This is a genomic window from Mucilaginibacter flavidus (genome assembly GCF_024055575.1).
Classification (GTDB): domain Bacteria; phylum Bacteroidota; class Bacteroidia; order Sphingobacteriales; family Sphingobacteriaceae; genus Mucilaginibacter; species Mucilaginibacter flavidus.
This window is the reverse complement of record NZ_JAMXOE010000016.1, coordinates 1-20,520: the sequence shown is the minus strand read 5'-3', so window position 1 is coordinate 20,520 and position 20,520 is coordinate 1. Positions and strand designations below refer to the sequence as shown.

Genomic DNA, 20,520 nt, shown 5'->3' with positions numbered 1-20,520 from the left:
TAATTATTTAGTATCAGTTAAAAGTAAACGGTCAGATTGTGCCGACCTTATTTTCCCGTACGGGTTATATTTTTTTACGATGCTTTTGAACTTCTCCAGTTCAGGGTAACCGGCTACCAGCATTTTCGGTTTCATCCGGGCATCTTTCGACATGTAAAGCCGCCCGTTATATTTTAGCACTAATTCGTCCAGTTCATCCAAAAATGCAAGCAAATTGCCACGCACCGGGAAGTCAAGCGCCAGTGTATATCCTTCTTTAGGGAATGAAATCATGCTTTCCTGTTTACCAAAAACCTTCAAAACAGCCAGGAAGGAGCCCAGCCCTTCGTCGGATATACGGGTTAATATTTCAATTAGCCCTTGTTTGGCGTCCAGCGGCAGTACAAACTGGTATTGTACAAACCCTTTTTTACCGTATAGCCTGTTCCAGTGTAAAACTTTATCAAGCGGGTAAAAAAATGGCTCGTACGAAACCACGTTATTTATCTCCTTTTTGAAGTTTTTGCCATAATATAAAAAGTTGAAAGCCTTAACCGTAAACTGGTTAAGCACCCACGACGGCATATTAATGGGAAAAGTTATTTGTTTATTGCCGGGAAGTTTTAATGGGTTTGATTTTTGGTTTTCACCAAGCTCGTTAACAGAAGCGTGCTCGCCCAGCATTAAAATACTCCGGCCAAAATGTTCTCCTCTTTTCAGGCAATCAATCCAGGCTACTGAATAGGTATAGTCTTTATAAGTATCAAAAAGTTCAATCAGCTCCTGCAGGTTAGCTGCTTTAATTTGTTTTTGTTTAATAAACGATGTTTCGATTTTTTTCAGGCTGAACTTTACCCGGCTGATAACACCGGTTAAACCCATGCCGCCACAGGTAGCCTCAAAAAGATCGTGATTTACAGATCGTGAGCAGGTAATTACATCGCCCGATGCCAGCACCAAATCAAAATCAAGCACATGGTTTGAAATAGATCCGTCGACGTGATGATTTTTGCCATGCACATCGCTGGCTAAGGCCCCTCCTATAGTAATAAATTTCGTACCAGGCGTTACGGGCAAAAACCAGCCTTGTGGTACAATAACAGTAAGTATTTGATCTAAAGTGATACCACTCTGGCACTCAAAAATACCGGCTGCAGCATCGAATGAAAGTATTTTGTTGAATTTAAGTGTCGAGATTGTTCTATCCGCCAGCGAGGCGTCGCCATAACAGCGACCATTTCCCCTGGCAATAAATGGCTGTTCTTTTGATACCAACTCGTCTAGTTGCTCGTCAAAAACAAAGCTTTCCTCGTTACTTTCTATAACCGGGTAGTTACCCCAATTTGCTATCGGTTTAATCATCAGTTAAAAATAGGGGTACTTGGTAGCAAATATAAAATTATATAAACGCTTAAAATCCATAAAAGAATAGTTATCTGTATAAAGCGGTCTTTATACAAAATGTCTGTTGGCGAACCGGAGTTTTTCTTTACAAAAACAACCTGCATGTAACGCATAATACCCGCAATTACAAAAACGCTGGAGTAGTAAAGCCGGTATGTACCAAGCCTATGTATTGTTTTAGGCGATTGTGTATAGCTGATATAGGCCACAATTATTATGGCACTAAATAGTCCCAGCATTACATTCAGGTACTCGAGGCTGTAACTGCTTACCGACTTTCGCATATCGGTGCCGGACGCTTCTTTTAGCAACACGTCGTCGCGCCTCTTGCCTATCGCCATAAACAGCGCTAGCAGGAAGGTCATTATAATAAGCCATTCCGAACTATCAACATGCGCTATAATGGCCCCGCCTTTTACCCTGAAGACAAACCCGGATGCCAGTAAAAGCATATCTAAAATAGCAACATTTTTGAGGCCGAATGAGTAGGCTATGTTTACAGTAAAGTACACCCCAAGCACCAGCAAAAACGCAAGACTCGGATTCGCAATATAGCCGAACCCGCATCCAACTATAATCAGTAAAATGCAAATCAAAATTGCATGCGAGGGCTTTACATGGCCCGAGGCAAGCGGTCGTTTTGATTTCGTGGGGTGCTTACGGTCGTTTTCAATATCCCGATAGTCGTTGATTATATAAATACTGCTGGCTATACAGCAAAATGCTGCAAAACCCGCTATAAGCAACACAATTTTTGAACTGGTAAAAATATGTTTGGCAAAAAACGAGGGTACAAAAAGGAAAAGATTTTTTGCCCAGTCTTTTGGTCGCAGTAGCTTGATATAATATCTCATTGTTATAAGTTAAGCCTATTACGGACTGGCGCAGTTAAGAGTTGCATATTGTGATAATTCAAGGCAAAGCAATTTACTTAAATATTGTTAATTAAACTGGCAGACTATTTAATCAATAATATTAAATAATGATTTATAACTTTGCGATATAACCAATCGCCACAATGAAAATCGCCCTTTTTCCCGGCTCGTTCGATCCCGTTACAAAAGCACACGTTGATATAGTAAAACGCTCCGTAAGCCTGTTCGATAAGGTGTACATAGGAATAGGTGTTAACAGTACAAAGGCTGGGTTACTTAGCGTTGGCAAGAGAGAGCAAATGCTGCGGGCAGTTTTTGGGGCTGATGACCGGATACATATCGTAGCTTACGAAGGCCTGACAGTTAACTTTTGCAAAAGTATAAATGCGGCCTACATGATCCGCGGTATACGTACGGTTTCCGATTTTGAATATGAAAAGGCAATTGCCCAAATGAACCATTCGCTCGACCCTGAAATTGAAAGTATCTTTATAGTGAGCAAGCCTGGCTATTCCTCCATCAGCTCAAGCATCGTTCGTGAAATTATGCGCTATAATGGCGATGTGAGCCAATTTATTCCGAAAGAAGCACTCGCATATTTATAGAATCAAGAAGTCAGGACACAAGAATCAAGATCGCGTGTAGATTTATCTTGATTCCTGGCTCTTGACCTCTTGCCTCTCTCTTCCGTCAATTCTTAGCTTTCACAACCAGTTTTTCCTTCACCAACACATCCATAATTGAAGGAAAGGTATTTTCAACTATAGGGCCAATATCTTCTTTTTTAAACCAGCGCACATCGGTTATGCCTTCCTCTTTTTGTGGGACAAGATTTTTTTGACCACGACACCGCATATTAAACCACCAGGTTTTTTTGAGCACTACCTCGCCTTTATATAAATAGGAGTGATACGTTTTGCAAACCAGTTCATCAAGTTTGCTAACCTTAATGCCACACTCCTCTTCTACCTCGCGCACGGCAGCCTCTTTGGTGCCTTCCTGTTTTTCAATTTTCCCTTTGGGGAGGTCCCACTTGTTATTTCTGAAAATGAACAGGAACTCGTCGTCTTCGTTTTTAACGAGGCCGCCGGCTGCCTTTATCAACGGAACACTTTTCTTTATGGCTTTCAAAAATACCTTTGCATCATCGCAAAGCACATAATAAAAAACACCGGGGTGGCTTAAAATCCAGGTGTAAAGTATTTTTAAATCAAACGCAGCCGCGTCAATTTGCCTGAACCCGCTACTTTTCTTGGGTTGCGACTCTGTTAGCAGAATAACTTTTTCGTTAATATAAATTCTGTATTTTTGGGCCATGTTTGATAATACTGAGATAGCAGGGCAAGTTGCCGAATTCTTGCTGCAAATTAAAGCAATTAAATTACAACCTAATAATCCTTTTACATGGGCCAGCGGTTGGAAGTCGCCAATTTATTGTGATAACCGGGTTACATTGTCGCACCCAACCATACGCACTTATATAAGGCAACAGCTAACTCACCTTATACAGGAAGAGTTTGGCCCGGTTGGCTGCATTGCAGGCGTGGCGACTGCAGGTATCCCCCAGGGAGCGCTGGTTGCACAAGAGTTGGGGCTGCCATTTATCTATGTACGCTCAAAACCCAAAGAACATGGCACCGGCAGCATGATTGAAGGCGATACCTCGTTAACAGGTAAAAGGGTTGTTGTGATAGAGGATTTAATATCTACCGGCAAAAGCAGCCTGCAGGCCGTTGAAGCTTTGCGCAGCGCTGGTTATGACGTGGCCGGCCTTGCTGCTATATTTACCTATGGATTTGATGTAGCAGTCGAAAATTTCAAATTGGCAAATTGCCCCTTCTACACCTTATCAAATTACAGCGCGCTTATAAAATATGCAGGCAACAACCATTATATTACAGAAGCTGATGTTGAAGTATTAAAAAAATGGCGCGAAAAACCAGCTGAATGGGGGAAATAGCAAGTGGGCAGTTACGAGTGGGCAGTTGGCAGACGCCACTCTACAGCACTCGTTCCAACCTTGTTAAACTAATCTTCAGTCTTTAATCATTAATCTCTACCAATGACTACCTTCGAAAGTACAGTAACAATACCACAGCCTGTTGATAAAATTTACAACTTCCTTGCTGATATGAACAATCACCGGCAACTGATGCCTGCTGAGGATATTAGTGACTGGCAATCAACCTATAACGATGCAAGGTTCAACCTGCGCGGTATGGTTGTATTAAGTTTAAAAGTTGATAGCAGGGTGGAAAATAAAGAGGTGAAAATATTGCCAGCAGAGAAACCGCCGTTTGATGTAGAGCTTAAGTGGGTACTTTCATCATCAGGTAACAGCACCGAAGTAACATTTACTATAGCAGCCGAGCTGAATTTCATGATGAAAATGGCCGTGTCCGGCCAACTCAAAAAGCTTGCCGAACACGAAACCAATAGTTTAATTTTTCTGTTCAGTTAAGTCCGTACCGTTCTCCTCCACTCGTGGCGCCGGGGCATTAATACTCCCGTTTGGCGTTTAAATGAAGAATTACGGCAAGTACATTAATAACAAACAATAACGTTACTACAATTACCATATCAGTTTATTAATTAGGGATTAAAAACTAGTACAATATAGTTAGGTAAAACTTAATTCCAAACATATTCGCATAATAATTTATTAAATTTATTAACACATTATTAACGTCTTGTTATTGTGGAAATTAGCGCCTAAATAACTATATAACGCTTGGCGCAATAAGTTTGTTACAGTGACTAAAACATTTTTATCAACTAATAAATAACACGATGTTAATAAGTATCGAGATTTACCGTACTTTTGCGGCAAATTAAAGGAGCAGAATGATTACGGTATCTAATTTATCTTTGCGCTACGGCAAACGCACACTATTTGAAGACGTTAACCTGAAGTTTACCCAGGGCAATTGCTATGGCATTATTGGCGCTAACGGTGCCGGTAAATCAACTTTTTTAAAGATACTTTCGGGTGAGATTGATCCGTCAAGCGGCTCAGTAAGCTTTACCCCTGGCGAACGCATGGCCGTATTGAGCCAAAACCACTACGCTTTTGATGAGTTTACAGTAATTGAAACGGTGATGATGGGGCATAAAGAAATGTATGCCGTGATGAAAGAGAAAGACGCCATTTACCTGAAAGAAGATTTTACCGATGCCGATGGCGAACGCGCAGGCGAGTTGGAAAACCAATTTGCCGAAATGGATGGCTGGAACGCGGAAAGCAACGCCGCTACCCTATTGAGCAACCTTGGCATTAAAGAAGAATTTCATTACCAATTGGTAAAAGACCTTGATAACACACAAAAAGTTCGTGTGTTACTGGCCCAGGCGCTTTTTGGTAAACCTGATATATTGCTGCTGGATGAGCCTACCAACGATTTGGATATACATACCGTAAGCTGGCTGGAAGATTTCCTGGCGGGATATGAGGCTATTGTGCTGGTAGTATCGCACGACAGGCACTTCCTGGATACTGTTTGTACCCACGTGGTAGATATCGACTTTGCCAAGATGACCATTTATACCGGCAACTATAGCTTCTGGTACGAATCGAGCCAATTGGCTCTGAAACAACGCTCTGACCAGAATAAGAAGACCGAGGACAGGGTAAAGGAATTACAGGAGTTTATCCGCAGATTTAGCGCCAACGCATCAAAATCAAAACAGGCAACCAGCCGTAAAAAGGCATTGGACAAAATAAACATCGATGAAATTCAACCGTCGAACCGTAAATATCCGGGTATTATTTTTAACAACCAGGGCCGCGAAGCCGGCGACCAGATATTGCAGATTGAGCACCTTAGCAAATCGTTAAACGGCGAGGTGTTATTTAATGATATCCGCCTGATGGTAAATAAAGGCGACAAAATAGCAGTTCTTTCACAAAACAGTCTTGCTACCACTGCTTTCTATAACATATTAACAGGCCGTGACAAGGATTATAAAGGCGAATTTAAATGGGGCGTAACCATAAATCCTGCTGATATACCTATTGATAACGCCGAATATTTTAAAGGCAAAGACGATAATCTTATCGATTGGCTACGCGAATATTCGCCGGGTGAAAAAGACGATCAGTTTATCCGCGGCTTTTTGGGCCGTATGCTGTTCAGCGGCGAGGAAGTATTGAAAAAAAGCAATGTACTATCGGGTGGCGAAAAAATGCGCTGTATGTTTAGCCGTATGATGCTGCAATCGGCCAACCTGCTGATGTTTGATGAGCCAACCAATCACCTTGATTTGGAATCGATCACTGCGTTGAACAACGGTATGAAGGATTTTAGGGGAACCATCCTGTTTACCTCACGGGATCATGAATTGATACAAACCGTTGCCAATCGTATCATCGAGTTAACCCCTGGCGGTACTATTGATAAGCTGATGACGTATGATGAATACATCAATAGCGATGCAGTGCAGAAGCAAAGGGATGAGCTTTACGCGATGGCGTAGTTTGAATGCGGATTGCGAAATGCCGATTGCGGAGTAAATTAATGTAAAAGTAATACTTTATTAACTTTCGGAGTTTTCCGACTTCCGGACTTTCGGACTACGAAAAAATTCATCATATTTGCAGCCCGGAAAAAATAAATGACTTGGTAGCTCAGCCGGTAGAGCAACTGACTCTTAATCAGTGGGTCGAGAGTTCGATCCTCTCCCAGGTCACAAAAAGCACAGTAGTACTCAATATTACTGTGCTTTTCTTTTTATTTCAAAAATATCAATGAGACGTATGCATTTGTTCGAAACTTATTAGCTTGATAGCATTATAGATATGTGCTAATAAAAATAGTTCAATTTATTTTGATTTGTAAACAACTGCAATCCCATCAATCTTTCTTTCTTGAATAAAGGGCCTTAAATTCTTATCGTAACTAATTTCATTCGTATCATCAGCTATACAATTGAAGTTTACGGCTTTTGAATTAAGATTCGCCTTACCATGATCATCGTCGACTGTAATACTTCCTTGTTAATTTAAGCATAAGCACATCATGACCTGCAATAGTGCCTTTGATGTTAACTTCCGTAGTTCCATTGTCCTTATGTTTCCAAACGTCCCTAACGTTGTATGAACCGTCAACTTTATAATTCTTGATTATTGTTTTCAGGTCCTGGTTGATTGTTACGGGTTGATTGCTCCTGTTTAAAAAGCAAAAAACAAAATTATGATCGTTCAAGGGCTTGAACCATATTTCGAGGTCGCCATACTTCATCCATCTTGTTGCAGAAATGCCCAGGCTGTCCTGGTCGATAGCCAGCACTTCCTTATTGGTCAATATCTCATTGGTCTGAGCCGACATATTCCTGATATCGTTACCTGCAATCAGCGGAGCTGAAAACATCGACCACATACTTATGTGCGAGCGCTCCTCATTTGCAGTTAAAACGCCATTACCAATTTCAAGCATATCAGGATCATTCCAATGACCGGGTCCCGAATATCCTCCTATCTCAACCTGGAGATCGATGATCTGTAATACGCCAAGTCCACCCCAATTATTCTTGCAGTCAAAACAGTTGATGATGTCTTCAGTTGTTCTCCATGTGTGGCCTATAGAAGCGCCCCACTCCCATGGTTTGTTGGTGCCCCACTCACAAATGCTCAACACCATGGGCCGCCCTGCCTTATAAACGGCATCTCTCATTATGGTATATGATGCCTCTGCATTTTGCTTGCCATGATTACACCAATCGTATTTCAAAAGGTCGACTCCCCATTTGGCATAGGTCCTGGCGTCCTGGAATTCATACCCGCGGCTGCCCGGCCTGCCCTGGCAGGTTTGGGTGCCGGCATCTGAGTAAATGCCAAATTTTAAGCCTTTGGAGTGAACATAGTCAACAAGGCTTTTCATCCCCGATGGGAACCTTTCGGGATCAGCAAGGATATTACCTAAACTATCGCGGCCAATCTGCCAGCAGTCATCAACAGTGATATACTCGTATCCGGCATCCTTCATGCCGGTTCTTACCAGGGCATCAGCAATTTCCCTGATAATAGTTTCATTTATCTTACATTCAAATTTATTCCAGCTGTTCCACCCCATGGGCGGTTTTTTTGCTAATCCTTCAAACTTTTGTGCTTTTACTGAGCAACAAAAGATACACAGTGTCAAAAACAATAACTTACGCATAGTCGCTTATATAATATTGGGTTAAAATAAAATTACAGGCAGGTTCCCGAACCAACCTGTAATGAAAAAGAATGGCCTGCAAAGCAAACCATTCTTTTCAATTAGCTATTAATAGCCGGGGTTCTGAACAAGATTTGTCCGGTTAATTTCGCTTGTCGGGATCGGTAGCAAGTAATGTTGTGGCTTAAACGTCCGGGTTTGCACCTGGGTGTAATTATAGGTTTTACTGCCATCGGCATTTTTGGTGATTACCACACCCATTAGTGGTTTATTCTCCGTTACGTCAGCAATCTTCCACCGCCGAACGTCGTAGTAACGATGTCCCTCCAGGCATAGCTCAACCTGTCTCTCATTCCGTATCTTATTTTCAAGGGCCGCGCCTGACAATGCGCTTGACAACGGATTTTTAATGCCCGCCCGTTGCCTTATTAAGTTCAAATACTGGATTGCCGTTGCGTTATTCCCAAGATAAAACTGGGCTTCTGCATAATTCAAATAAATTTCACTTAAGCGGCTGATGATCCAGAATTTATTGGTTTGGGTTTCGGAGTTAAAGTTATAGGTAGTGTCGCAGTATTTTCTGAATGTATAACGCGTAACACTATTATTCCATTTATCCCATCCCTGCGGCGAGTCCAATCCACCCTCATAAAACTCGGCAACATTGGTGCTGCCAACACCATACCTGTCCTGACAAAATGCCGGCTGCCCGTATGGCCTTCCATCGAAAACAATATCCTGGTAAAAGCGGGGGTCGCGGTTTACGTATGGATGTTGCGGATTATAGCCAGATGTAGGGTCATTCACATCCTTTCCGTCTGCTGTTCCGAATGCATCAACCAGGTTCTGGCTTGGCGCGAATGAGGCCCATCCGTGGAAACCACTTGGAGATAAAAACATTTCTACCCCCTGGAATGCACTCCACATGTACTGTTTGTTTGTTTCCCTCACCATTATCAATTCAGAATTTTTGGTGGTAAACAGGTCTGCATAATTACCGTTGAATAATTGAAATGCATTCAAATCTATTACTGCTTTGGCCGCGTCAGATGCCTTTTGCCATTTCGCCATATCATTTGTTGGGTTCCACTGCGGGCTGGCAGCGTACAGTAACAATGTCGACTTTAATGCAAGCGCGGCCCCTTTCGTTGCCCTGCCGTAACTGGCTGAACCTTGCTGTACAGGTAATAATGCGGCAGCCTTATCCAACTCACTTGCAATAAAGCTTGAACATTCATCGTAGCTATTACGTGCCGCCTTAAAATCGCTGTTCAGGTCAAATGGTTTGGTGATCAATGGAACGCCACCATAATCCCTGGTCAGCTTGAAATAGGCATAGGCTCTCAGGTAGGTTACCTCGCCTTTTAAGCCGTTCCGGCGTGCCTGGTCGCCTGGGACATTGTCTATCTTCGATAAAAAAATGTTGCAGTTTTGGATGATTTTATAAGTTGGCGCCCAAATGTCAAACACGCCAAGGTTGTCCGGAGTAAGTGAACCAGAGTTCATTACCGATGCATTATAATCATCAAACTTGTTGAAGGCTTCATCAGTGGCTGAGGATAAGGCCCATGTTCTGTTGGTTGTGTTATCCCAGTTATGTTCAGCATTGGGTAGCACATTGTATAAGTTGTTTGCGAAGGCCTCTGCAAGACTTAAATCGCTCCACACCGACTGATCGGTATACGAATCAAGCGGCGTTTTATTTAAGACATCCTTTTTGCAGGAAGTAATTATAACACATAGGATATAACAACAGATGAATATTTTATTTTTCATTTATCTCGATTTTATAAATTAACATTTAAACCTAACCTGAAAATGCGCGATTGCGGGTAGTTAACCCCTGTTATGCTATTGGTCTCGGGGTCTACATTGTATTTCTTCAACCCGTCAATTGAAAACAGGTTGGTGGCCCCAAAAAACACCTTTACCGAACCGATACCGTATTTTTCGAACGTATTTGCAGGCAGCGTATATGAAAGTTCTGCGGTTTTCAAACGCATAAATGAAGCATCGCGTAACCAGAAATCGGCATACACTGAATTTCGCGGATCCGTATAGTTAAAAGCCCGCGGATATTGTGAATTGGGGTTTTGTGGAGTCCAGCGTCCATTATACAACCAAGCGGGCGGCGCTGCTAATGAACCTTCTAGTTGTGGCAATATCATTTGTTTGGCCATGGCCTGTCCCGACCAAACCAGGTTTAGCGCGATACCTTTGTATTCAGCTCCCATCAAAACTCCGTACATGATCTTTGGCGTGGCCGATTCCGGGATCCGCACCATATCATCACTGGTGATCTGCCCGTTGGCGCTTTTGTCAACTATCCAAAGGTCGCCAGGTTTTACCCCCGGCATGTGCGGAGAATTGTCAACCTCGGCCTGTGTGTGGTAGATGCCTTTGGTTTGATATACTAACCATGAGTCGATTGCGTAGCCGGTTGATTTTTGCCACGCCGGGATATTAGGTGATTCGTCGCGGAAAATGATCTTGCTTTTGGCGTAAGTAAAATTGCCCCCGATGTGGTATTTGACCGTGCCTTTTGTTTCGTTGTAGTTGATAGAAAAATCAATACCGCGATTTAGCGATTTGCCAATATTTTCAGCTGGAAGTGACAGGCCTGTGTACAATGGCACCGAAGCGTTTCGCTGCGCCAGGATGTCTTTTCTTAAAAACCTGAACGCATCAAAGCTAACCGTTAACCTATTGGATAAGAAAGCCGCATCAAAGCCTATATTCCTTGTATCCTGCTTTTCCCAGGTAATATTGGGGTTGGGTGTTGCAGATAGGTACAGGTTCTTCGCCTCGGTGTAGCCGTCGCCAAAATAGCTGTAGTACTCGGGGCTTTGCTGCAACTGGTACCGGGTTACATATAAATATTGGGCTACGGCATCATTACCCATCAATCCCCACGAGGCGCGCAATTTTAACTGATCGATACCTTTAAAGTTATTCTTGAAAAAATCTTCTTCCGAAATTCGCCATCCAAGTGAAACGGCAGGGAACAACCCCCAGCGCTTATCGGCAGGGAAGTTAAATGAGCCATTGTAGCGGAATGTTGCTTCAGCTAAGTATTTATTGGCATAACTGTAAGCAACCCTGCCCAAATAGCTTTCACGACCATCCTGGTAAGCAGAACCTGTCGCATTTTGTCCTACTGCACTTCCGGTGAAAAGCTGATCCAGTTGGTTACTTAACAGGTCTCTGCGATACGCATAAGTGTCATTCCAATTTGTTGTATTTTGCTCGAAACCGGCAAATGCATTAATGGTATGCTTGCCAAATTGTTGGTCATAAGCTAGTTTGATGAAGTATGTGTTCTCATTTGTTAATCGTCCGTCCTGCGCAAGGCTCAAAATACTCGTACCGCTCCTTTGGTTGTTGTAGGTTTTGGTGGTCATATCATAGGTGTAGGCATCCCAGGGCTGGTTGAAGGTTTTCTCCGCCCTGTAGTTATAATCGAATGCAGCGTATCCATTTACTGACAGGCCAGGGGTGATGTAGGGTAGTTTTAAATCAAAACCAAGTTTGGGGTTTAAAATGTAATTGCTGGTTTTATCGTAACCGGCGGCCGGTGAGGTCATTATTACCGGGTTTCGTCCGTTTGATACGCCGGCATCAGCATACCCGTTTTGCCAGTATACCGGCAGGAAAGGGTACATACTTACTGCTTCGTGCAATATCTGCGACATGGAGATAACCGGGCTATTTCTGTCTTCCTTACGGGCGGCAATATCCAGGTTAACTTTCAGGTTTTGTGAAATGGTGGCGTCAATGTTCGACCGGATATTGAATTCCTTAAACCGCTCATCGCTGTTTCTCAAATTACTCTGCTGATCAAGCGATTGTACCGAGAAATAGTATTTCACCTGTTCGCCGCCACCTTGTACCGAAAGGGAATGATTGTTTTGGGGTGCATTTTTCCTGAACACGGCATTCACCCAATCGGTGCTGGTGTAGTTGGGGTCGTTTCCCGCTTTGTATTTATCAATGTCGCTTTGCGGATAAGGGGCGCTGTTTCCCTGGTTAAGGTTTAACTCGTTAAAATAGGTCATATATTCCCAGGCATTAACGCGTTGTGTAAGCCTTGTTATCTGCTGAAGACCATATGAACCGTCGTAATGGATAACCGGCTTGCCTGATTTACCTCTTTTGGTTGTAATTAAAATGGCGCCATTGGCCGACCTCACCCCATAAATAGCGGCTGACGCGTCCTTTAAAACTGTGACACTTTCAATATCGTCTGGATTAATACGGTTCAGGTCCCTGTCAGGTATCCCATCTACCACGATTAGCGGGCCGGTGCCTCCGCCAAAGGAATTCAATCCTCTTATTAGAAGACTTGCGCCATCATTACCCGGTTCGCCCGAGCGGTTGTTGATGATTAGTCCCGGTATATGCCCCGCTAAGGAGTTAGAAACAGAAGGCGATGCATTTTGAAGTACTTCTTCGCCTTTTAAGGTGCTTACCGCACCTATAACACTTCCTTTTTTCTGGGTGCCATAGGCAACTACCACCACCTCATTCAAAGTGGAGCTTTTGCCCGTTAAAACAATATTGATTACCGTTGAATTGCCAACTTTTTGTTCCTGGCTGTTAAAGCCAATATAACTGAACACTAATATGGTTTGCTCATTAGGTACGGTAATGGTGTATTTACCATCGCTGTTGGTTATGGTGCCATTGGCGGAGCCTTTTATCTTCACGCTAACGCCCGGCAATGTCGCGCCTTTTTCGTCGGTTACCTTGCCCTCTATTTTTATAACTTCTGCTAAGAAGGTTGGGCCGGACTCGTGTGTTTTTTTCGCTCCGCTGAAGGGATGGCGGGTATTCGTCCCGGCGTTTGCTTGTGTTAAAACTGTGATGATAATCAGCGCAGTAAGGGGTATGGGGGATAATATTTTAGGTAAATAAAGCCATAGCAAAAGCTTAGCTTTCGAATTAAAATTCATATTTTTGAAAACTTTGGGTTAAAAAATTATGTCAATTGCTCAATTGGTTGATGGTAACCCAGGTACTTGCCGGGCAGTGGTACGAACACTTTCCGGCTTTTTACTTTGCGGTTACCCGATGGCTGTCTTTATACTCGTATCTTTCTCATCATAGTTTTTAATAATTAGGTTAATAATTGGGTTATTTATTGGTTTCGTGCAAGCAGATCGTTTGTGTCAGTCGATATTGCTGATCGCTCCTTATTATAATTTAATCTTAGCTGTTTCACCATCATTGATGATGTCGGTATGTGCGATGCCCGCCTTTGTTATTGTAACGGCTACTTTTTCGCCGTTCATTCTCGCAATTTCCACATCGAATACCGTCCCGAATGCATGAATATTGCTCAATGTCATCTGCTTCCAGTTTTTGGGCAGTCGGGGCGTACAGTTAAAACTATTGAACCCTGTTGGCCTTATGCCGAAAAGGCCTTCAATAAATATCCTGCAATACAAGCCGCTTTCTGCTGAAAGATGTCTTTGACTGCCTTCCGGGTAGGCCTCAACAGCATAGGGGACATGTTCGCCCAAAAGCCTCCGGCGGGAGTAGTAATGAAGAAAGTCCATCGCCTGGTCGGTAGCCCCGGCCTGTAATACACCGCGAAGCGCATATAAAGTGGACCGGTCCCAAAAAGTTTCTTTGCCGGCCTCAGTCGCCAAACCGTCGGCGGTCCAAAGCTGGGGGGAAAACAGGGCAGCTATGGTTCCCTCGCTGCGGTCGTAAATTCCCATTGCAAGGGGCACGCAGATCCAGGCGCGCAGCGTATTGTTAGTTTCATAATACTTGTAAGTATCGAAGCCCGCAACATTAGCTCCGAAATACTTTTCGATGTTAAGCTTAATTGCAGAAGCACTGGCCCTATAATCTTCAATCTGCTTTTTGGGTAGCCGCAATTGGCCTGCCAACATAGTCGCAGAAACCAGGGCATCGTAATATAAACAGTTGGTAGACAGGTTGGCTTTACCGGAAGGGAACCTGCCTTCCAGTTCGTCACTTTGTGATGTGACAACACCCTGATCATTAATTTGCCTGCGGCAATATTCCAGGCACCAGCTGATGAGCGGCCATAGTACCTTTGCTGAGTCGGCTTTACCATAGGTAAGTGCAAACCTCGAAGCACCATAGGCTATCATAGCCTGGTCGCCCCTGTCCCCTGCCCCTTTCCAAATCGCATCTCCTTCTGCCACAACAGAACTCGGTAAAGCATTGTATTCCGGGTTCATATAACTAGCAAATAACCGGTAACAATTCATTGCTGACATGGTGCCGATGCTATCCCCCGAAAATGCAAAATACGGGCTAACGTACTCAGCCTGGTCGTTTGCCCATATGGCTGCATAATACTCAAGCCCACCAGGACCGTGGAGATAACCCCGTTTAGTTTTAAAAATACTTTCCGTCGCCCTTATTTTGGCGAAAGCGAAGGCAGTATTCAGTATACTGTCCGGCGTTTCCAATTGTAACGGTGACTGGATTTTGGCTATGCGTTTAATCCTTTCATTCTCTTCCGCGCCCGGATCAACCGGAAATGGTTGTTCGGGGTGGTCTGTAGCGAAATAGCACACAGCAAAAACAGCAGACCGGCCGGGCTGTAAAACGCGGCTGCCATCATTCACTGTTTTCATCACAACAGTATGTGGCGATGACTTACTGCGGAGCGTATCTGTTGTAACTGCGCGATACAATTTCTCCATCGATACGGTTACCGGTTTGCTCCCTGTATTGGTAAAAATAAACTTTTCAATAGCCATTGGCTTATCTACAGAAGGGAACAACGCGCGCTCAATTTTTACCGGGGCTGATTTTCCGGCCTCGGCCATTATTCGCATAACACCATGATGGTTAATACTTTTAGCAACAAATGCAAGATCGCCGCCTTGTTCGCGCTGTGAAATTTCAAATTTCAGCAGTTTGTTATCGATGTATATCCGCGGCAATTCATTATCCTGGAAGTTATAAGCAATATGGCTCCTGGTATCATCAGGCAGCATCCGGAACGTCGGAAATACTACTTTACGGGTTATGCTGGAGATACCGGCGCTGTCAACACGATAACCAACCCAAAGAGAAACTTTTTCGCCGGACATTTCAATATGGTCCGAATGTGGCAGCCGGTTATTTATATTCCAGGTGATACTCCCATCTGGCTGTATAGCCCAACGGTCTTTTTGTTCGGGTAATGTTGTTTGTTGACTATATACTGTCAACCTAACAATTAAAAGTATTAACGCAAGGAAAGCTTTCTTCTTCAGGATTTTCATTAATTTTTCTTGATCGTTTAAGAATTGATTATTGTTTAACACCAATTTTCACATGCCTACCGGGCTTTACAACCACCTGTACCCAACTAACAGCTTTACCTTGTTTGTCGGTTTCCCGCTTTGTTGCCAATAATAAATTGTTAACGGCAGCATATTTATAATTCCCCGTAAAGATAGCTTTCCATTTAAAAGACCTACGCCCTAAATTTGTGATGGCCGACTGATGGTCATTAATGTGGGTGATGTTAACAGTCGTTTGCAATACCGGTAAATTATTTACAGAAGCGGAGCCGCCGCTGGTTGTTTTAAACAAAGTACTGATGGTACCGTTTTGGGAATCAGGAGTAATACCCATTAAACCTTGCACAATGCCTTCAATCACCCCGAAGGAAACCTCGGGGTATTCTCTCCTCGCTGTGGCGGGGTCCGAAAGGTAAAGGATGTATTTCCGGGCCGTGCCCCAATCACCGTTGTTATAAAAAAGAAAGGGTAAATAGGAAGTGGTTTCTACATTGATGTTTGTAGCGGCAATTTGTGCCAGGTTGGCCCTGACCCTTGCTGTGTCTTTCAACGCATCAAACCAAAGCAGAAACGGTCCCGGATTATCATTACTGAACTTGCCGTCGCTGCCATAATAAGCAAAATAACGGGCTTCTTTGTTGTTCCACCAATCAGCTTCCAGCGCTTGCCTGTATTGCTCTGCTTTCGCGGCGTATATTTTCGCTTCACTGTACTGTCCTTTTGACGCAAGTATGTCTGCATAGGTTTGCAACCCACGGTAAAGCGCAGCCACCAGATCGACACCGGTTTTCATATCTGGTATGCCTTCCGAGTACGACGGCAGCCCCCGGCAGCTTTGAAAATCATCTTTCCCGTTATACGGGATCGGGGTATGAAGGTGCGCAGGTCTTTTTAACAGAGAATCGGCAGCCAGCACCCAGGTGTCAATGTATTCCCCGACAGTTTTTTGCTGGAAACGCATAAATGCCGGATCATTGATATAGTGTTTGTTACCGGTCCACTGATAGAGTCGCCATGTTGCAAAAAGCACGTCAAAGTTCGCAGGTAAGTTATACCAGAATTCTTTATCATTCCTGTAATCTGCAGGAGCAGGCTTTCCCCATTTGTTGATTTCCCAGTACGAGCACCAGTTTTTTTCTGCAGAAATATTTTTGGCGAACAATGTAAACATGTTCCGGTTTTCCCTGCTCAATCCCAGTATTTCGGCACCTATGCTTTGATGCGCGGCATCGCGCATGCAAAATGCATACCGCGATGGTAGTGCCGCCTCATACCAGGGCCCAACCGGGTCTGTTTCTGCTCCTTTATAATGCAGCGCCATTTCCCTGGCCCAGGTAAAAGCGCGTTCAAGTTCCTTGTCCGAAGATGTGAAGCTAACTTGTGCCCATGCACCTGAAAAGCCATAAAATATCAGCGCAAAAAAAACTAATTTGTATCGACGTAAATTCATTGTGTACGAATTGAATTACTTGTATCGCCCCTGTCTAATTTTGATCCCCGGTTTTTATTATATATCCTGGTTTGTGACGCTCCTGCCACGAAAAAGTCCCCCTGTACCACACAGGGGGAAACTAATTAGCTAACCTCCAGCTATCTCACGGCTAAAAGCATCTTGACACCGGTAAGCAGTTTGATCCTGGTTCCCGGTCACGCGTTACTACAAAACACAGTTTTTCTCAATTGCCAGCATTAGTTTATAGTACAAAAAGTAAATATTTTTCTTGGTCTATTCTGGTCTACTTTGCAATAGTAGGTAAATACTTTTATATGTGCAAATTTTATTTAGCAAGAACCAATGGGGAAAAGACGACAAACATTAATATCATCAGCAAGATGAGTATACCAGCATACAAATGGCGATTCTTCCACGGCTCAAGGCTCACTAAATTGTTTGTTTTGTGGTTATAAGGTATCGGCATGGGATAGAATTTGCCGATTACGAACATGATGGCGCAGGTCAGCACGAACAGGATGGCCAGGATGTGCAGGAAGTGGACATGGAGGTCGAACACCAATTGCGTTAATCCGTAAGAAACTATAAAAAACGTCAGTCCTACCTTTGCTGCCAGGGCAGGCACTCTTTTGGTCACAAGCCCTATAAACATAATGGTAAAAATAGGTACATTAAAAAAACCGTTTACTATTTGCACATAAGTGTAAAAGCCATGTTTAACAAAAATAATAAGCGGTGCCACCATAACGGCAATTAAGCAAACCATTATCTCGAAGCGCTTAGCAGTTCTGATCAGTTTTTTTTCCGTAGCAGGTTGCAGGCGCTTCTCCAGCCATGGTTTATAAACGTTCAGTATAAATAGTGTGCTCGAACTATTCAACCCTGCGTTAAACGTGGTTAATGCGGCACCGAAAATTATGGCGGCTATAAATCCGGAGATAACTGGCGGGGATACCAAACGGTCGAGCATTGGAAATACCTCAGCCGTGTTATGCATATGGAGGAAGATGGGTACGGCGATAAGGCCCGGTATATTCAAAAATATCGGCGAGATTAGTTTTCCCAAACAGGCTACTGCAATCCCCTTCTGGCAGGTTTTGAGATCTTTTGATGCGAGCGCCTGTTGAACAATATATTGTTCTGTCCCCCAGTAATAAAGGTTCACCAGTAACATCCCGGTAAAAAGGGTGCCAAATGGTATAGGGTCGGTTGCTGAGCCTATGCTGTTGAAATGTTCTTTTTGGTTTGTTAATAAAACACTTAAACCATGTTGTATGCTGCCGTGCCCAAGGTATTTAAGGCCAAAAACGGGCAATACCAGGCCTACCGCGAAAAGGCCCATGCCGAGGAACGTGTCCCATATCGTTGTGGCTTTTAGTCCGCCAAGGATAGTAAACACACAGCCCACTGTCCCTATTGCCCAAATCAGGATCAGGATGGTGGTGCCATAGTCAGTTTTAAGTACGCCTGAAAAATTGAACAGCCCGTTTAAGCCCAGCGCCCCGCTATATAATACCGACGGCAGCAGGTTAATTACGTAGCCTGCCAAAAAAATTATGGATACTATCTTGCCTACGTTGTGGCCATATCGCGCTGTAAGAAAATCTGGCGTAGTTGAAATGCCTAGCCGGATATACATCGGCATAATGAACTCAGATACAAGTAACATAGCAAACACGGAGGTTATCCCCCACGCCATTACCGTCATGTTATGTGTATAGACCAGCTCGTTCTCGCCTATGATGGTCGATGTATTGATGTTGGTAAAAAGCAACCCGCATCCCACCAGTAAAAATCCGAGGTTCCTGTCGGCAAGAAAGAAACTATTTAAAGTAATTTGCTTTTTACTCCGGGCTTTATACCACGAAAGGAAGGCCGCCGAGCAAGTAAAAAACAAAAAGCTCGATATAACTATCCAGTCCATGTATTTTTAAAGCGTAGTTCTCGTGAACAGAAGCATTGGTACTGTTAATTGTATATCCTGTTTCTTCAAAACAGCACGCCCGGCCAACACACCCATTTCAGCAAAATCTGCGGAGAAGGTGGTGATGCCTGTTATTTCTTTCGCCGGTTCATCGTTTGAAGAAAGCACACCAAGGTCTTTTCCGGGTTCAAGGTTTTTGCTGATACAATCCCGCATTATTTGCCAAAGGGCAAAGTTATCCAGGGTGAAATATACTTTTCCTTTCTTAACAGTACCAGGGATGTATTCTTTTTCAATGCGGCCCTTAATATTAAAATCTTTGACGAATTTTTTGAATGATTCTACAATCTCTTTAGGGTCTAATGAAACCGGCGAATGATAAAAAATAAATTCATCAAATTGTCGTATCCTGGGAGCCAGTTTTGAAAATATCTGGTAGGATGAGTTCGCAAACTCTTGCGTTATATGGTTAAAAGCACCCTCCAATGGTTCATAGCGGTCAAAAACCAGCAGTTTGTTTCGCGGGATAGTTTCCAACAATTCTTTGGTTTTTGAATGAGGTATCGGCGCAATAACATACATGCCGTACTTGCCCTTTATTTGCGATAAAATGGTTTCGAATATTTCTATGTCGCCATGATGGAAATAAGTATTCAGGTTTATGTTCGGGCCGATTTCATGCCGGAAGTTTCGATAGAATTGCTCCTCAAAGGTGTCAAGATTGTACATCAGCAAAGCAACGTTCATGATCCTGTCGGTACTACCCGCGCCAACAAAGTACCCTTGCCGGTTTTTCGATACCACAATACCCCGTTCGATCAGCTCTTTATAGCCCCTGATGATGGTTTCCCGCGAAAACCCGAGTTCTTTCATCATGGTATTCACGGTAGGAAGCATTTCTTCCTGGGTGACTATCTTGCCGTCGATGGCATTAATAATGCCCTGGACTAACCTGTCATGCTTTGAATACGAAGGTATTTCACCCAGTTTTTTTATCTCTTGAAAAATGCTGCCCATGAATATTAAAGCGCTAAAATCAGATTTCAGATTTGATTGCACGCCCGATCTATATTTTCAAAAGTGGTAAAAATGGGGTTACAAAAGAAATTTCTGCTGAATTCATTTCAAAATCGATTATTGAAATGCCTGATCGGTATGGTATTACTGCTAAAATCTCCGCTGGGATATTAAAAGTTAGGTGAGTTCGATATAAGAATTGGACTAATAAATCTACATTGTTTTACTTAACGGCTTGCGTTTCGCCTCACCTAAATCCTCTCCAAAGGAGAGGACTTGAGCTTCGCTCTCAGCAATTCCATTTCAAAACCCTCTCCTTTGGAGAGTAATAGCCTATGAAAAGACATTTAAAATATGTATCTTTATGATAATGAACATAATAGAAGTACTTGCAAGGTATCACGAGCAGGAGACCTGCATATCGCATTTGGAGGCGATT

Annotated in this window: 14 protein-coding genes and 1 tRNA gene; 5 read left to right on the top strand and 10 right to left on the bottom strand. The window is 43.3% G+C overall.

Going from position 1 to position 20,520, the window contains the following annotated elements; all coding sequences use genetic code 11:
- Positions 1 to 3 precede the first annotated feature (3 nt).
- Entirely contained in the window at positions 4 to 1,341 is a 1,338-nt protein-coding gene (locus NAF19_RS20560; protein WP_252792219.1) for an FAD-binding oxidoreductase, read from the bottom strand.
- Entirely contained in the window at positions 1,341 to 2,237 is an 897-nt protein-coding gene (locus NAF19_RS20555; protein ID WP_252792218.1) for a decaprenyl-phosphate phosphoribosyltransferase, read from the bottom strand. The genes NAF19_RS20560 and NAF19_RS20555 overlap by 1 nt, the downstream gene beginning before the upstream one ends.
- 164 nt (positions 2,238 to 2,401) lie before the next feature.
- Here NAF19_RS20555 and coaD point away from each other — a divergent pair, with 164 nt between their 5' ends.
- The gene (gene coaD, locus NAF19_RS20550; RefSeq protein ID WP_252792217.1) at positions 2,402 to 2,863 is read left to right on the top strand and encodes a pantetheine-phosphate adenylyltransferase; all 462 of its coding nucleotides are present in this window, start codon (positions 2,402 to 2,404) and stop codon (positions 2,861 to 2,863) included.
- 85 nt (positions 2,864 to 2,948) lie between these two features.
- Here the strand turns inward: coaD and NAF19_RS20545 are convergent, their stop codons facing one another.
- On the bottom strand, positions 2,949 to 3,575 hold the full coding sequence (locus NAF19_RS20545) for an NUDIX hydrolase (protein ID WP_252792216.1): 627 nt from the start codon (positions 3,573 to 3,575) through the stop codon (positions 2,949 to 2,951).
- Here NAF19_RS20545 and pyrE point away from each other — a divergent pair.
- The 4 genes from pyrE to NAF19_RS20525 all read left to right on the top strand — a co-directional run bounded on the left by pyrE (position 3,574) and on the right by NAF19_RS20525 (position 6,944).
- Positions 3,574 to 4,218, top strand: coding sequence for an orotate phosphoribosyltransferase (gene pyrE, locus NAF19_RS20540; protein ID WP_256484402.1), 645 nt, complete (start codon positions 3,574 to 3,576; stop codon positions 4,216 to 4,218). The genes NAF19_RS20545 and pyrE overlap by 2 nt on opposite strands.
- A 102-nt stretch (positions 4,219 to 4,320) precedes the next feature.
- Complete coding sequence (locus NAF19_RS20535; RefSeq protein WP_252792215.1) at positions 4,321 to 4,719, top strand: SRPBCC family protein; 399 nt, start codon at positions 4,321 to 4,323, stop codon at positions 4,717 to 4,719.
- 383 nt (positions 4,720 to 5,102) lie between these two features.
- On the top strand, positions 5,103 to 6,731 hold the full coding sequence (locus NAF19_RS20530) for an ABC-F family ATP-binding cassette domain-containing protein (protein WP_252792214.1): 1,629 nt from the start codon (positions 5,103 to 5,105) through the stop codon (positions 6,729 to 6,731).
- A gap of 140 nt (positions 6,732 to 6,871) precedes the next feature.
- A tRNA-Lys gene (locus NAF19_RS20525) sits at positions 6,872 to 6,944 on the top strand.
- Positions 6,945 to 7,225: 281 nt separating this feature from the next.
- On the opposite strand, the gene NAF19_RS20520 is transcribed toward NAF19_RS20525, so the two are convergent.
- From NAF19_RS20520 to NAF19_RS20490, 7 genes are all read right to left on the bottom strand, one after another.
- Positions 7,226 to 8,326, bottom strand: a complete 1,101-nt coding sequence (locus tag NAF19_RS20520; protein ID WP_252792213.1) for a glycoside hydrolase family 27 protein — start codon at positions 8,324 to 8,326, stop codon at positions 7,226 to 7,228.
- A 195-nt stretch (positions 8,327 to 8,521) separates the two neighbouring features.
- On the bottom strand, positions 8,522 to 10,189 hold the full coding sequence (locus tag NAF19_RS20515) for a RagB/SusD family nutrient uptake outer membrane protein (RefSeq protein ID WP_252792212.1): 1,668 nt from the start codon (positions 10,187 to 10,189) through the stop codon (positions 8,522 to 8,524).
- An 11-nt stretch (positions 10,190 to 10,200) separates the two neighbouring features.
- Positions 10,201 to 13,365: a SusC/RagA family TonB-linked outer membrane protein gene (locus NAF19_RS20510; protein WP_252792211.1), complete on the bottom strand. Its 3,165-nt coding sequence runs from the start codon at positions 13,363 to 13,365 to the stop codon at positions 10,201 to 10,203.
- A 243-nt stretch (positions 13,366 to 13,608) separates the two neighbouring features.
- Positions 13,609 to 15,666 carry a hypothetical protein gene (locus tag NAF19_RS20505; RefSeq protein WP_252792210.1) on the bottom strand — a complete coding sequence of 686 codons (2,058 nt, stop codon included), beginning with the start codon at positions 15,664 to 15,666 and terminating at the stop codon, positions 13,609 to 13,611.
- Between the two features lie 28 nt (positions 15,667 to 15,694).
- Positions 15,695 to 17,137 (bottom strand): hypothetical protein, encoded by a 1,443-nt coding sequence (locus NAF19_RS20500; RefSeq protein ID WP_252792209.1) that lies wholly within the window; start codon positions 17,135 to 17,137, stop codon positions 15,695 to 15,697.
- A 328-nt stretch (positions 17,138 to 17,465) separates the two neighbouring features.
- Complete coding sequence (locus tag NAF19_RS20495; protein WP_252792208.1) at positions 17,466 to 19,064, bottom strand: solute:sodium symporter family transporter; 1,599 nt, start codon at positions 19,062 to 19,064, stop codon at positions 17,466 to 17,468.
- Positions 19,065 to 19,070: 6 nt separating this feature from the next.
- Complete coding sequence (locus NAF19_RS20490) at positions 19,071 to 20,081, bottom strand: winged helix-turn-helix domain-containing protein (protein WP_252792207.1); 1,011 nt, start codon at positions 20,079 to 20,081, stop codon at positions 19,071 to 19,073.
- Positions 20,082 to 20,520: the final 439 nt, after the last annotated feature.

Excerpts from the sequence above, each read along its gene's own strand:
- NAF19_RS20515 (WP_252792212.1), bottom strand. The coding sequence starts at position 10,189 with ATGAAAAATAAAATATTCATCTGTTGTTATATCCTATGTGTTATAATT.
- NAF19_RS20495 (WP_252792208.1), bottom strand. The coding sequence starts at position 19,064 with ATGGACTGGATAGTTATATCGAGCTTTTTGTTTTTTACTTGCTCGGCG.
- NAF19_RS20505 (WP_252792210.1), bottom strand. The coding sequence starts at position 15,666 with ATGAAAATCCTGAAGAAGAAAGCTTTCCTTGCGTTAATACTTTTAATT.
- NAF19_RS20500 (WP_252792209.1), bottom strand. The coding sequence starts at position 17,137 with ATGAATTTACGTCGATACAAATTAGTTTTTTTTGCGCTGATATTTTAT.
- NAF19_RS20535 (WP_252792215.1), top strand. The coding sequence starts at position 4,321 with ATGACTACCTTCGAAAGTACAGTAACAATACCACAGCCTGTTGATAAA.
- NAF19_RS20555 (WP_252792218.1), bottom strand. The coding sequence starts at position 2,237 with ATGAGATATTATATCAAGCTACTGCGACCAAAAGACTGGGCAAAAAAT.
- NAF19_RS20520 (WP_252792213.1), bottom strand. The coding sequence starts at position 8,326 with ATGGGGTGGAACAGCTGGAATAAATTTGAATGTAAGATAAATGAAACT.
- pyrE (WP_256484402.1), top strand. The coding sequence starts at position 3,574 with ATGTTTGATAATACTGAGATAGCAGGGCAAGTTGCCGAATTCTTGCTG.
- NAF19_RS20490 (WP_252792207.1), bottom strand. The coding sequence starts at position 20,081 with ATGGGCAGCATTTTTCAAGAGATAAAAAAACTGGGTGAAATACCTTCG.
- NAF19_RS20560 (WP_252792219.1), bottom strand. The coding sequence starts at position 1,341 with ATGATTAAACCGATAGCAAATTGGGGTAACTACCCGGTTATAGAAAGT.
- coaD (WP_252792217.1), top strand. The coding sequence starts at position 2,402 with ATGAAAATCGCCCTTTTTCCCGGCTCGTTCGATCCCGTTACAAAAGCA.
- NAF19_RS20545 (WP_252792216.1), bottom strand. The coding sequence starts at position 3,575 with ATGGCCCAAAAATACAGAATTTATATTAACGAAAAAGTTATTCTGCTA.
- NAF19_RS20510 (WP_252792211.1), bottom strand. The coding sequence starts at position 13,365 with ATGAATTTTAATTCGAAAGCTAAGCTTTTGCTATGGCTTTATTTACCT.
- NAF19_RS20530 (WP_252792214.1), top strand. The coding sequence starts at position 5,103 with ATGATTACGGTATCTAATTTATCTTTGCGCTACGGCAAACGCACACTA.